General features: G+C 64.8%; 14 protein-coding genes. 7 read left to right on the top strand and 7 right to left on the bottom strand.

Annotation, left to right across the window (positions count from 1 at the left end):
• The first annotated feature begins 29 nt into the window (after nt 1-29).
• Both CK222_RS05090 and CK222_RS05095 read left to right on the top strand, forming a co-directional pair.
• Entirely contained in the window at nt 30-611 is a 582-nt protein-coding gene (locus CK222_RS05090) for a GNAT family protein (protein WP_095799619.1), read from the top strand.
• Nucleotides 612-1,051: 440 nt separating this feature from the next.
• Nucleotides 1,052-1,438, top strand: a complete 387-nt coding sequence (locus tag CK222_RS05095; protein WP_095779977.1) for a DUF2794 domain-containing protein — start codon at nt 1,052-1,054, stop codon at nt 1,436-1,438.
• Here CK222_RS05095 and CK222_RS05100 read toward each other — a convergent pair.
• The 4 genes from CK222_RS05100 to CK222_RS05115 all read right to left on the bottom strand — a co-directional run bounded on the left by CK222_RS05100 (nt 1,435) and on the right by CK222_RS05115 (nt 6,381).
• Nucleotides 1,435-2,010, bottom strand: a complete 576-nt coding sequence (locus tag CK222_RS05100) for a GNAT family N-acetyltransferase (RefSeq protein WP_095799620.1) — start codon at nt 2,008-2,010, stop codon at nt 1,435-1,437. The genes CK222_RS05095 and CK222_RS05100 overlap by 4 nt on opposite strands.
• A 113-nt stretch (nt 2,011-2,123) precedes the next feature.
• On the bottom strand, nt 2,124-2,864 hold the full coding sequence (locus tag CK222_RS05105; RefSeq protein ID WP_095799621.1) for a Bax inhibitor-1/YccA family protein: 741 nt from the start codon (nt 2,862-2,864) through the stop codon (nt 2,124-2,126).
• Nucleotides 2,865-3,139: 275 nt separating this feature from the next.
• Entirely contained in the window at nt 3,140-5,683 is a 2,544-nt protein-coding gene (locus tag CK222_RS05110; protein ID WP_095799622.1) for an ABC transporter permease, read from the bottom strand.
• The gene (locus CK222_RS05115) at nt 5,683-6,381 is read right to left on the bottom strand and encodes an ABC transporter ATP-binding protein (protein ID WP_095799623.1); all 699 of its coding nucleotides are present in this window, start codon (nt 6,379-6,381) and stop codon (nt 5,683-5,685) included. The genes CK222_RS05110 and CK222_RS05115 overlap by 1 nt, the downstream gene beginning before the upstream one ends.
• An 84-nt stretch (nt 6,382-6,465) precedes the next feature.
• On the opposite strand from CK222_RS05115, the gene CK222_RS05120 reads away from it, so the two are divergent.
• Nucleotides 6,466-7,107 carry an arylesterase gene (locus CK222_RS05120; RefSeq protein ID WP_095799624.1) on the top strand — a complete coding sequence of 214 codons (642 nt, stop codon included), beginning with the start codon at nt 6,466-6,468 and terminating at the stop codon, nt 7,105-7,107.
• Nucleotides 7,108-7,228: 121 nt separating this feature from the next.
• Entirely contained in the window at nt 7,229-7,825 is a 597-nt protein-coding gene (gene thpR, locus CK222_RS05125; RefSeq protein WP_066991784.1) for an RNA 2',3'-cyclic phosphodiesterase, read from the top strand.
• Here the strand turns inward: thpR and CK222_RS05130 are convergent.
• Complete coding sequence (locus tag CK222_RS05130; protein WP_095799625.1) at nt 7,729-8,247, bottom strand: low molecular weight protein-tyrosine-phosphatase; 519 nt, start codon at nt 8,245-8,247, stop codon at nt 7,729-7,731. The genes thpR and CK222_RS05130 overlap by 97 nt on opposite strands.
• 49 nt (nt 8,248-8,296) lie before the next feature.
• On the opposite strand from CK222_RS05130, the gene CK222_RS05135 reads away from it, so the two are divergent.
• From CK222_RS05135 to CK222_RS05145, 3 genes are all read left to right on the top strand, one after another.
• Complete coding sequence (locus tag CK222_RS05135; protein WP_066991930.1) at nt 8,297-8,590, top strand: 4a-hydroxytetrahydrobiopterin dehydratase; 294 nt, start codon at nt 8,297-8,299, stop codon at nt 8,588-8,590.
• Between the two features lie 129 nt (nt 8,591-8,719).
• Nucleotides 8,720-9,082, top strand: a complete 363-nt coding sequence (locus CK222_RS05140) for a YkvA family protein (protein WP_066991933.1) — start codon at nt 8,720-8,722, stop codon at nt 9,080-9,082.
• A gap of 266 nt (nt 9,083-9,348) precedes the next feature.
• Nucleotides 9,349-9,855 carry an invasion associated locus B family protein gene (locus CK222_RS05145; RefSeq protein ID WP_066991787.1) on the top strand — a complete coding sequence of 169 codons (507 nt, stop codon included), beginning with the start codon at nt 9,349-9,351 and terminating at the stop codon, nt 9,853-9,855.
• 98 nt (nt 9,856-9,953) lie between these two features.
• On the opposite strand, the gene CK222_RS05150 is transcribed toward CK222_RS05145, so the two are convergent.
• Nucleotides 9,954-11,300, bottom strand: coding sequence for a chloride channel protein (locus CK222_RS05150; protein ID WP_067323698.1), 1,347 nt, complete (start codon nt 11,298-11,300; stop codon nt 9,954-9,956).
• A 181-nt stretch (nt 11,301-11,481) separates the two neighbouring features.
• Nucleotides 11,482-11,781 carry a hypothetical protein gene (locus tag CK222_RS05155; protein WP_067323700.1) on the bottom strand — a complete coding sequence of 100 codons (300 nt, stop codon included), beginning with the start codon at nt 11,779-11,781 and terminating at the stop codon, nt 11,482-11,484.
• Nucleotides 11,782-11,854: the final 73 nt, after the last annotated feature.

Below are 11,854 nucleotides of genomic sequence, written 5' to 3' on the forward strand. Positions count from 1 at the left end.
CCGGCCGGGGCCCACGAAGCAGAGCATCCATGGCAAAGCGACCCGAGCCGCACCCGATTCTCCTGACGACGCGGCTACGCCTGCGTCAGTTCAGGGCTGAGGACACGGATGCGATGCACGAATGCTTTGCCGACCCGGAGGCGATGCGGTTTTGGAACGCACCAGTCCACACCAAGCGGACCGAGACCGAGCGCACCGTGCTCAGATATGTCGCCTGCACCCCGTCCTACCATCGGCACTGGGCGGTCGCCGACATTGAGACTGACCGCTGCCTCGGCCTCGTCAGCTATCACGATGGCCACATCCGCAACAAGCGTGCGGCCATCGGCTATTTCATCAACCCCGCATATCAGAGCCGGGGCATGGCCACCGAGGCTGTCTCGGCGATGCTCGACTTCTGTTTCGACCATCTCGGCCTGCACCGTCTCCAGGCGTTCATCGATCCCAACAACACCCCGTCGCGCAAATTGGTCGAGAAACTCGGATTCGGGCGCGAAGGCCTACTGCGTGACCATCTGCGTGTCGGCGGCATCTGGCGCGATGAGATCCTGTATGCGCTCCTTAGGACTGGTCGCTCATCCAGCGCAGCGGTTCCAGCTCTCATTCCCTGATCGTGCATTGTGATGACGCCCGCCTGGCCGCGAGACAGGGGCCGGCGGGCCAGAGCGGACAGGCATGAAAAAACCGGCGTCAGCTTGCTTCTGACGCCGGTTATTCAGGTTTTGGGATCGTCGCACCTGATTTTTCCAAGGAAAAACCGAGGTTGGTTCGATCCGACGCTGACCCGTGGGCGGGGGGCTTGGGGTTTACGAGCCGGTGCCGGACCGAACCGTCTCAGGCAACGCGGGTAAACTCGTCGGACATTGGGGCATGAGCGCGGATAATTTGTGGCGACAATGTGGCAGAGCATCACCAATTCCAACACGCGTTTTGCAAACGTGACTGGACCTTTCGGAAACGGCGGACCGCAAGCCTGCTTCGCCGGCCCTTGCAATTCCGCCGGGAAAGCGCGAACCTTGGCCGGCGCAAGATTCAATCGAAGGATCGCGGCATGACCGATCACAGCAGCGGGACGGAGGATGGGGAAGCATCCGGAATACTGATCCCGCTGCATGAGGCGCGCAGCGCACGCCTCGACCAGCCGGTGCGCTTCGACCGGCGCGAGCTCGACCAGATCCTAAGGCTTTACGGACGCATGGTGGCGGCCAATGAATGGCGCGACTATGCGATCGACCATCTTTCCGATCGCGCTGTCTTTTCGGTCTTCCGCCGCGCCAGCGAAGTGCCGCTGTTCCAGATCGTCAAGGACCCGAAACTGGCGCGCCGACAGGGCGCCTTCGCCGTCATCGCCGCCGGCGGGCGCATCCTCAAGCGCGGCCAGGAACTCGGCCGCGTGCTCGGCGTCTTCGATCCCAAGCTGAAGCTAGTCGAAGCTTAACTGTCCAATTTGCCGCGAAATCTCCGCTCCGGCAGTGACTCCGGATCCGGCGGCACTTCCGCGCCGCCGTTGAGCGGCAGCTGCATGAACACGGTGTCCAGCCAGCGCCCATGCTTGTAGCCCGAGCCTTCCAGGCGCCCGGAGTGACGAAAGCCGAGCTTCTCGTGCAGGCGCACCGAGGCGCTGTCGGCATGGCCGTCGCCGATCACCGCGACGATCTGGCGAAAGCCGGCCAGGCGCGCCGCCTCGATGAGCGCCAGCATCAGCAGGCGACCGATGCCCTGGCCCTTGGCCTCGGGCGCCACATAGACCGAGTCCTCGACGGTGAAGCGATAGGCGGGCCGGGGCCGGAACGGTCCGGCATAGGCGTAGCCGAGCACGACGCCGTCCCTTTCAGCCACAAGATAGGGAAAGCCGCCTCGTGCCAAACTGTCGAATCGATCGCCCATTTCGGCGCGGCTGGGCGGCTCCAGTTCGTAGCTTGCGGTGCCGTGCGTGACCGCGTCCGCATAGATTTCGGTTATTCGGTCGAGGTCGGCCGCAGTAGCGGCTCTGATCGCGAGATTGCTCATAAATTGTGCAGTTCGTCCTGTTGCTTCAATAACAGCAGAGGAGCGCACAAAAGGAAAGGGCGGCCGTTGGGCCGCCCTTTCCGAAGTCTATGGTCCAGCCGGACGGCTACCGTTTAGCGGCGGTCGCCCATGAACTGCAGCAGGAACATGAACAGGTTGATGAAGTCGAGATAGAGTTGCAGCGCGCCCATGATCGCCTTGCGGCCGGCGACATCCGCGACGTCACCCTCGAAATACATCTCCTTGATGCGCTGCGTGTCGTAGGCGGTCAGACCCGCGAACACCAGCACGCCGATCGCCGAAATGGCGAAGGCCAGCGCCGACGACGCCAGGAAGATGTTGATGACCATCGCGATCAGCAGCCCGATCACGCCCATGATCAGGAACGAGCCGAACGCGCTCAGGTCGCGCCTGGTCGTGTAGCCGTAGAGCGACAGGCCGCCGAAGGCCGCGGCCGTGGCGAAGAAGGTCTGGGTGATGCTGGTGCCGGTGTAGACGAGGAAGATCGTCGACAGCGACAGGCCGACAAGGCCGGCATAAACCCAGAATGTGGTCTGCGCCGCAGCCACGCTCATCGCTTGGATCCTGAAGGACAGGAACATCACGGCAGCGAGAGGCGCCAGGATAACGACCCAGCGGAACGCGCTAGCATAGATGAGCTGGCCGAAGGCGGTGAGCTGGCCGTCGCCGGTGACGGCCAGCTGGAATGCGCCCCAGGCGGCAATGCCTGTGATGAGCAGGCCAAGCCCCATCAGGTTATAGACTTTGATCATATAGGCCCGCAGGCCCTGATCGATATCGACGCGCGCGCCGGAGGCGGCGGACGTCTGGTAGTTGCGAATGGGATCAGCCATTGGAAATCCTCTATTGCTTCTGCCCCGTCCGGTGACAGGTCCTTGGAGCGACCTCCTTGGACCAGGCGCCGCTGGCGGGACTCCAGCATGCCTAGCGCGAAATATGAGCGCTCTCGACCTCAAGAACAAGACGGTAACGAGCGGTAACGCTTCGTGAGAAGGCAAAAGCCCGATTTTCAGCCTTTTCCCGCCGGCATTCTTACCAAGATTTAACGCAGACAGGCCATCGAAGGGCGCTGCCGGTAGTGCATCTGATGCACTACCGCGCTGCCGGATCAAAGCTCGCGCAGCACCGGCGCCGCCTTGTGGCCAAGCACCCGCCAGGTGCCGGCAAGGCCGATGCCGACGGTGACGGCGAGCGAGACGAGGATCGTCGCCACCGCAACTTCCGGCATGAAGTGCGACGGCAGCGTCATGATGCGGGCCACCACGAACCATGCCGCGACGCCGCCCGCGGCAAGCGCGAACAGCGCGGTCGCAAGACCGATCAGCACATATTCCAGCGAGAAGGCCGCAATCAGCGTCCTCCTTGTCGCGCCGAGCGTCTTCAGCACCACCGCGTCGTGGATGCGCGCCCGGTTGCCGGCGGCCAAAGCCCCGGAGAGCACCAGCACGGAGGCGATCAGCGCCACGCCGGCTGCGGCGCGGATCGCAGTGCCCAGCTGTGCGACCAGCCGGTTGACGATGTCGAGCGCGTCCTTGACCCTCACCGTCGTCACTGCCGGAAAGGCGCGGGTGACAGCGTTGAGCAGCCGCGCGTCGTCGGCCGTGGTGGCCTTTCTGTCGGTCAGCGTCGCCAGCCAGCCATGCGGCGCGCCGGCGAACGTATTGGGCGAGAAGATCATGACGAAATTGATACCCATGGTTTCCCACTCGACCTGGCGGAAGCTGGCTATTCTTGCCGTCACGTTGCGGCCGAGCACGTTGACCGTGACCGTGTCGCCGAGCTTCAGCCCGATCGCTTTGCCTTCCTCGGCCGAGAACGACACCAGCGGCTCGCCGGAATAGTCCTGCGGCCACCATTTGCCTTCGGTCAGGGTAGCGTTTTCCGGCTGCTTTGCGTCATAGGTCAGCCCGCGGTCGCCGCGCAGCACCCAGGCGCCGTCGGCCGGGACCTTCACCTTGTCGACGGCGATGCCGTTGAGCGCCATGATGCGGCCGCGCAGCATCGGCACCTTGACCAGCATCCCTTGCGGCGCTTCCTTTTCGACCAGGCCGGCAAAGGCATCGACATCGCTGCTCTGGATGTCGACGAAGAAGAAGTTCGGCGCCCGCTCCGGCAGGCTGCCGGAGATCTGGCGTCTGAGATTCCCGTCGATCAGCGCCAGCGTCACCAGCAGCGTCAGGCCGAGCCCGAGCGACAGCACCACCGATGGCGTGAGCGCGCCGGGCCGATGGATATTGCCGAGCGCCAGCCTGAGAGAGACCGACCGCAGCCGCGGGCTTCGCCGGGCCAGCCATTGGACCAGCGCCGCCACCAGCCGCAGCACCAGGAAGGCAAAGACGGTGGCGCCGACGAAGATCGAGGCGATGCGCCGATCGTCGGCGGAAAGGATGGCGAGCGCCGCCAGCGCAAGCACGATCGTCAGCGCGGCGCCGACATAGGGCAGGCGCGGCAGGCCGCGGCTTTCGAACCCCATTTCGCGAAACAGCGCCGTTGCCGGCACGTCGCGGGCGCGGCCGAGCGGCAGCAGCGCGAAGGCCAGCGTCACCAAAAGGCCGAACAGGGCCGCGATCGCAAGCGCGCCGGGATAAAAGCCGCCTTGCGCCGGCACCGGAATGACCGACTGCAGGAGCGCGCTCGCCACGAACGGCATTGCCGCACCCAGGATCAGGCCGAGCACGATGCCGAGGCCGGCAATCAAAAGGATCTGCACGAGATAGATGGCGAAGACGAAGCCCCCGGAGGCGCCGAGGCTCTTGAAGGTGGCGATGACGCCGCGCTTGCCGTCGAGATAGGCGCGGACCGCATTCGCCACGCCGACGCCGCCGACCACAAGCGCCGTCAGCCCGACCAGCGTCAGGAACTGCGAGAAGCGCTGGATGTTGGCGGAAAGCGCCGGTGCTGCGTTGCTGCGCGTGCGAATCGACCAGCCGGCCTGCGGAAAATCCTTCGCCGCTTCGGCTTGTATGCCTTTGATCCGCGCCTCGCTCGCGCCATCGGGCAGTCGGATCTTATAGGCGTTCTCGACCAGGCTGCCGGGCTGAACCAGCCCTGACGCGACCAGCCCGTCGTGCGAAATCATCAGCCGCCGCGGCGCGAAGCCGAAACCGTCGGAAATCGCGTCGGGTTCGCTGACCAATCGGGCCCTCAGCTCGAACGTTGCGCCGCCAAGCTTCAATCGGTCGCCGATATGCAGATTGAGGCGATCGAACAAGAGAGCGGGCGCGGCGGCGCCGAAGATGCCGGATCTTTCGCCGAACAATTCATTGCTGGGCAGCGGCGGATCGGTCTCCAGCGTGCCGTAAAGCGGATAGGCGTCGTCGACCGCCTTGGCTTCGACCAGCGCCTGGTCGGAGCCGTCCTCGAGCCGCGCCATCGAGCGCATGCCGGAATTCAGCGAGACCGTGCCGAGGCTCTTGATGAAGCCGAGCTCGGCGTCCGAAGCGCTGCGCTGGTTGATCTGGAAGCGCAGGTCGCCGCCGAGCAGCGTCTGGCCCTGGTTGGCGACGCCGGCGGTAATCGCCTGCGCCACCGAATTGACGCCGCCGATCGCCGCGACGCCAAGCGCGATGCAGGCGAGGAAGATCATGAAGCCGGACAGGCCGCCGCGCATCTCGCGCAGCGAGAAGCGGAGGGCCAGCCTCAAAGTCCGCATCAGGCCGGCACCCTAGCCTGTCTTGGCGCGTCCTCGATGCGTCCCGAGCGCATCGACACCTGACGCGAGCAGCGGCCCGCAAGCGCCGGATCATGCGTGACCAGCACCAGCGTCATGCCGCGCTCGGCCGCCTTGGCGAAGAGGAGGTCGGCGATCTGCTTTCCCGTCGCCTGGTCGAGGTTGCCGGTCGGCTCGTCGGCAATGAGGATGCGCGGCGAGGGCGCCAGCGCCCTGGCGATCGCCACGCGCTGCTGCTCGCCGCCCGAAAGCTCTCCCGGATAGTGCGTCACGCGGTCGCTCAAGCCGACCGCCGCGAGTTCCTGCGCGGCCACGCCGAACGGGTCGTTGTGCCCAGCGAGCTCCAGCGGCACCGCGACATTCTCGAGCGCCGTCATGTTGGGGATGAGGTGGAAGGACTGGAAGACAATGCCGATGTTTCGCCCTCGAAACGAAGCAATCTGGTCCTCGCTTTTGCCGTTGAGCAATTCGCCGGCGATCCGCACCATGCCCGAATCGACCCTTTCCAGCCCGGCCAGAACCATCAGCAAGGTGGACTTGCCGGATCCCGACGGGCCGACGATGCCGGTGGCTTCGCCGGCGGCCACATCGAGGCTGACGCCCTTCAGCACATGGACGGAGGAGGCGCCCTCGCCGAGCGTCAGCGAGACATCCCTCAATGCGATGACGGCTTCTGTCACAATGAATGCGCCCTATATGGTGGAAGAAGGAGGCAAAAAATGTCTCCTTTGCATGAATCGTGTCGGTCATATGGGGCTCGCCGCATGGCTTTCAAACACTCAGCTGCCGCAGCCCTCACTCTTCTCCTGGCGGTTTGCGGCGCTATTTCGCCGGCGCGCGCCGATACGTTCAAGATCGTCGGCTTCGGCGACAGCCTGATGGCGGGGTTCAGCCTTGGTCCCGATGAGGGCTTCACCGATAAATTGCAGGCGGCCTTGAAGGCAAAAGGCCTCGACGTCGCCGTCGGCAATGCCGGGGTTTCCGGCGACACCACAAGCGGCGGCCTCGCGCGGCTCGACTGGTCGGTGCCCGACGGCACCGGGCTCGTCATCCTCGAGCTCGGCGCCAACGACATGCTGCGCGGCGTGTCGCCCGAGATCGCCGAGAAAAATCTCGACGCTATGTTGGCCAAGTTGAAGCAGCGGAACATCCCGGTGCTCCTGGCAGGCATGCTTGCAGCGCCCAATCTGGGCGCCGAGTACCAGAAGGCCTTCGACGCCATCTACCCGAAGCTTGCCGCGAAATACGCCGTTCCGCTCTATCCGTTTTTTCTTGACGGGGTCGCCGGCCACCCGGCCATGCAGCTGGAGGACGGTCTTCATCCCAACCCGAAGGGAATAGACGTCATGGTCAAAGGCATTCTACCGGTCGTGGAAAAAGCCATCGCCGCCAAGGGCGGCGCGTGATGGGACCAAAACGCCACCGTTTCCCCAGGGGAAAGCTTGTGGACAACAAACCGCTTGCCCCGCATGGCTATCGATGATTCGCTAGGGGCGAGAGTTTCGATTCGAGGACAGGAGGCTTCCCATGCCACGTCTTTTCACCGCCCTCGAAATTCCGCGTGATGCCGCGCTTTCACTCTCGCTGCTCCGGGGCGGCCTGCCCGGAGCCCGCTGGATCGACGTCGAAAACTATCATCTGACGCTGCGCTTCATCGGCGATGTGGAGGGCCATATCGCCGACGACATCGCCAATGCGCTCGATCGCGTCAACCGTCCCTCCTTCCCCCTGGCGCTCTCCGGCGTGGGCGCTTTCGGCGGCAAGAAGCCGCACGCCGTATGGGCCGGCGTGTCCGCCTCGCCGGACCTGGTGGCGCTGCAGGGCGAGATCGACCGCATCTGCCAGCGGCTCGGCCTGCCGGCCGATCCGCGCAAATTCTCGCCGCATGTGACGCTCGCGCGCCTGCGCAATTCGAGCCCGGCGGACGTCGCGCAATATCTGTCGGCGCGCGGCAACTTTTCCACGCTGCCCTTCCGGGTCGGCCGCTTCGTCTTGATGTCGTCGCGCGATTCGGTCGGCGGCGGCCCCTACATCGTCGAGGAAGCCTGGCCGCTGGTTGGCGCCGATCCGCTCGCTTCCAGCCGCTTCGCCAGCGCCTCCGACGCCTCGCGGATCATGCGGTAGACCGAAACGAAGGCCTGCTGGTCTTCGTAATAGGGGTCCGGCACATCGCGCGCGATACCGCTTGCAAACTCCAGAAAGAGATGGATGCGGTCGCGCGCGGCCTGCGGCGCTAACGCCTTCAGATCGCGCACATTCGTCCGGTCCATGCCGAGAATCACGTCGAAGCGCGAGAAATCGTCCAGCGCTATTTTGCGCGCCTTTTGCGCGGAAATGTCGATGCCGTGCCTTGTGGCTACCGCGATCGAACGCGGATCGGGCGCGGAGCCGACCTCCCAGCCGCTGGTCGCGGCCGAATCGAGAAGGATGGCCCGGCCTTTCCCGCGCTCGGTCCACACGGCGCGGAAGATGCCTTCGGCCAAGGGCGAGCGGCAGATGTTACCGAGGCAGACGAACAGAATGGATTTTATGGGCTTTGCGCTCATCGATCCGGCGCTATGGTTGGATTACCTCCGAATAGCACGGGAACCCGACATGACCAGGGAAAAACTCAACAAGGAAGCGATTACCGCAGCGCTGGCGGAACTCGAAGGCTGGTCGCTGGCGGCCGACGGCGCCTCCATCAAGCGCAGCTTCGGCTTCAAGAACTTCTCCGAGGCCTTCGCCTTCATGACCCGCGTGGCGCTGGCCGCCGAGAAGATGGACCACCACCCCGATTGGTCGAACGTCTACAAGACCGTCGACGTCACGCTGAACACGCATGACGCCGGCGGCGTCACGGCGCTCGACATCGAACTGGCGAAGCGGATGAACCGCTATTTCGGCTGACGACTGCCGATAAGTCCGATTCCGATTTGCCGGGCTGGCAACGGTGGAGACCTTGCAGGGCGGTGCCGCTTTCACCACATCTTCCGCGGTGGCCGCAACGCAAGCTGGCGCGTGGCCGAGGAGAGATTGATGGCGCAGGAATCCCGTTTCGATTTCTTTGGCTTCGGCGACAGGCTCGCCGGCGAAGGCGAGGTGCGCGAGAAGTTCTGGCGCACCGCCAAGAAGGCTGCCCGGCAGATCCCGTTCATGGAAGAGGTGGTCGCCGCCTACTATTGTGCCATGGACAAGGACACGCCGCTACGCACCAAGGGTACCCTGCTTGCCGCGCTCGGCTATTTCGTGCTGCCGGTGGATTTCATCCCCGACTTCGTGCTCGGTCTCGGGTTCACCGATGACCTTGCCGTGCTCACCGCGGCAATCACCGCCGTCAGCGCCCATATCACCCCGGCGCACCGGCAGGCCGCCAGGGACGCCCTCGCCGACAAAGGTTGATCCTGGCTGACTTTTTCGCCACAACGAAACCGCGAAACCGCCCGCGCGAAAAGACAAACTCTTGCCGCTTTCGTGCCCTCCAAGTTCGCGCCGGGACATCGCGACCGCCGCGTGGAAGCGGCGGCGCGAATGGCGGCGGTTTCCTGGGGTGAGTTCCTTTTGTTGGGAAAAATTCACCGTTTGGTAACCCTGATTAAATCAAAATGAAGCGACGGCAGGACGCCATGCGGCCCGCCTCCGCACCATTTCGGAATACGGGAAGAACGATGCGCGGATTGATTGCTACAGTTTCCAGCCTGGTCCTGGCGGCCGCCTTCGCGGCGCCGGCGCTGGCGCAGCAGGCGACCAAGATCGGCCAGCACAACGCCTGGGGCACCTACAGCTATCAGTCGGCAGGCGGCAAGGTCTGTTATGTGCTCACGGTGCCGACCGACAAGCAGCCGCCGAAGCTCGACCATGGCGACATGTTCTTCTTCGTCAGCCAGCGGCCCGGGCAGCAGGTGTCCTATGAGCCGCAGTTCATCGCCGGCTACAACTTCCAGGAAGGCTCCAAGGCCACCGTCACCATCGACAAGAAGTCCTTCTCGATGTTCACCCGCGGCAAGTCGGCCTGGGTCGAGAACGCCGCTGAAGAGCCGGTGCTGATCGCCGCCATGAAGACGGGCACCGACATGAAGGTGCAGGCGAAGTCCGGCCGCGGCAACCCGACTTCCTACGTCTTTTCGCTGAAGGGCATCTCGGCCGCGCTGGCCTCGATCGCCAAGTGCAAATAGGCTGAGGCTCCCTTGGCGGAGGATAGCAATATCGAAGTCCGTGTTCCGCAAATGCGGCCAGGGACAAGCGACTAAGGCGACAGCGCCAAGCTCGCCATTCAGCCTTGCTGCTCGACGGCCCTGCGCCGCCTGATCGCCTCGGCGATGAACACGCGTGACAGCGCGTGATAGAGCGGCTCGTTGGAAATCAGCCGCGCCGTGCCGTAGCCCAGCATCGCCGCGCACATCAGCGCGATGACGTTGTCGTGGTTGCCGGTCATTTCGAGGATGATGACGAAGGCCGTCATCGGCGCCTGCACGACGCCGGCGAAATAGCCGGCCATGCCGAGCAGCGCGGCGAGGCCTGTGCCTGCGCCGAACGCCAGGCCAAGCGTGCTGCCGAGGCCGGCGCCCACCGCCAGCGACGGCGCGAAGATGCCGCCCGGAATGCCCGACACCATCGACAGCACGCCGGCGGCGAATTTTTCCAGGAAGAAGAACGCCGGTAGCGGCGCGCCTTCGACGGCGCCGCGGGCCTGAGCGTAGCCGGTTCCGAAGGTAAGGCCGCCCGAGACGAGACCGATCGCGGCAACCGCCAGGCCGCAGATGCCTGCCACGAGCAGCGCGCGCCACAATGGCTGCAGGCCATTCCAGCGTCGGACGCGCCGCGTGATCCTCAGCGCCAACAGCGAAAACAGCGCGCCGAAGCCGCCGCCGATGACGCCGCAGGCAATCACCAGCGGCCAGTCGGTGGCGAAGGCCACCGTGTCCCTGGCGACGCCGAAATAGGTGTAGTTGCCGAGCAGGCCGAGCGAGGCGAGGCCGGCGAGGATCACCGCCGTCAGCACCAGCCCGTTGGTGCGCGACTCATAGGCGCGACCCATCTCCTCGATGGCGAAGACGATGCCGGCGAGCGGCGTGTTGAAGGCGGCGGCGACGCCGGCAGCCGAGCCGGCCAGGATCAGGCCGCGCGCCTGCGCCATGCCGCCCCAGCGCGCCGCCTGAAGCATGAGTGAGGCGCCGACCTGCACCGTCGGGCCCTCGCGGCCGATCGATCCGCCGCAGGCGAGACCGATGACGGTAAGCGCAACCTTGCCCGCTGCCAGGCGCAGCGAAAGAAGATGGCCGCGATCCTCGTCATCGCGCAGGTGACGGGCGGCGATCGCCTGCGGAATGCCGCTGCCTTGCGATCCCGGAAAGAAGGAATGGGCAAGCCACGCGCAAATCACGAAGCCCGCGGGCGTCATGACCAGCGGCAGATAAAAGCGCCAGCTGCCGCTATCGCCGCCGGTGACGACGTGGAACAGCGCCTGCGCCCGGTCGGCCAGCAGGGCGAACAGCACGCTGATCAAGCCGATCGAGATGGCGCCCGCCCAGAACACAAGGCGCGGCTGCCAGACGCGGCGCGACGCCCACATAGCCTGCGAGCGCCGCAGCATCGGGTATCTACGCGATATGCCGGCCATGCCTGTCCTCTGGGTGATGACCCGCCCCTAGCACACTGAGAGGGAGGATCAAGCCTGCGAGGTCAGGTCAGGTCGAGGCGAGCGACGAAAATCGGAGATCGAGGAGCCAGGGCAGGACCGCGGTTTGGATATCCCGCCGGCCTGCGCCGGCGGGCAGCAGGGCTGGCGAGTCCCACCATTCTCACATCGCCATCTTTTCACATTCGGCCTGGGCCTTCTTGGTCGACGTATCGATCATGTAGGCTTTGCCTTTGGCGTCGGTGATTATCATCATGCAATGCTTGATCGGCTTCGCCATCTTCATCATTTCGGCGCTCATCTTGGCGTCAGGCATCATGGTGCCCATATGGCCGTCGGGCATGATCGCCGTCATTTGCCCACCCTTCATCATGGTCATCGTGCCCATCGTATCCTCGGCAAACGCCTGCGAGGCAAAAAGGCTTGCGAGACCGGCGATGGCAACAAGCTTGATCGAATGCATTCCGCGTACTCCCATTTCTGCAAGGGCATGGTCGCCCCTTTCAGGTTCGCGGGTGCGCTTCGAGCTGTTACGT

Origin of the sequence: Mesorhizobium sp. WSM3866 (assembly GCF_002294795.1) — a bacterium.
Classification (GTDB): Bacteria; Pseudomonadota; Alphaproteobacteria; order Rhizobiales; family Rhizobiaceae; genus Mesorhizobium.

Excerpts from the sequence above, each read along its gene's own strand:
- CK222_RS05090 (WP_095799619.1), top strand. The coding sequence starts at position 30 with ATGGCAAAGCGACCCGAGCCGCACCCGATTCTCCTGACGACGCGGCTA.
- CK222_RS05095 (WP_095779977.1), top strand. The coding sequence starts at position 1,052 with ATGACCGATCACAGCAGCGGGACGGAGGATGGGGAAGCATCCGGAATA.
- CK222_RS05100 (WP_095799620.1), bottom strand. The coding sequence starts at position 2,010 with ATGAGCAATCTCGCGATCAGAGCCGCTACTGCGGCCGACCTCGACCGA.
- CK222_RS05105 (WP_095799621.1), bottom strand. The coding sequence starts at position 2,864 with ATGGCTGATCCCATTCGCAACTACCAGACGTCCGCCGCCTCCGGCGCG.
- CK222_RS05110 (WP_095799622.1), bottom strand. The coding sequence starts at position 5,683 with ATGCGGACTTTGAGGCTGGCCCTCCGCTTCTCGCTGCGCGAGATGCGC.
- CK222_RS05120 (WP_095799624.1), top strand. The coding sequence starts at position 6,466 with ATGGCTTTCAAACACTCAGCTGCCGCAGCCCTCACTCTTCTCCTGGCG.
- thpR (WP_066991784.1), top strand. The coding sequence starts at position 7,229 with ATGCCACGTCTTTTCACCGCCCTCGAAATTCCGCGTGATGCCGCGCTT.
- CK222_RS05130 (WP_095799625.1), bottom strand. The coding sequence starts at position 8,247 with ATGAGCGCAAAGCCCATAAAATCCATTCTGTTCGTCTGCCTCGGTAAC.
- CK222_RS05135 (WP_066991930.1), top strand. The coding sequence starts at position 8,297 with ATGACCAGGGAAAAACTCAACAAGGAAGCGATTACCGCAGCGCTGGCG.
- CK222_RS05140 (WP_066991933.1), top strand. The coding sequence starts at position 8,720 with ATGGCGCAGGAATCCCGTTTCGATTTCTTTGGCTTCGGCGACAGGCTC.
- CK222_RS05145 (WP_066991787.1), top strand. The coding sequence starts at position 9,349 with ATGCGCGGATTGATTGCTACAGTTTCCAGCCTGGTCCTGGCGGCCGCC.
- CK222_RS05150 (WP_067323698.1), bottom strand. The coding sequence starts at position 11,300 with ATGGCCGGCATATCGCGTAGATACCCGATGCTGCGGCGCTCGCAGGCT.
- CK222_RS05155 (WP_067323700.1), bottom strand. The coding sequence starts at position 11,781 with ATGCATTCGATCAAGCTTGTTGCCATCGCCGGTCTCGCAAGCCTTTTT.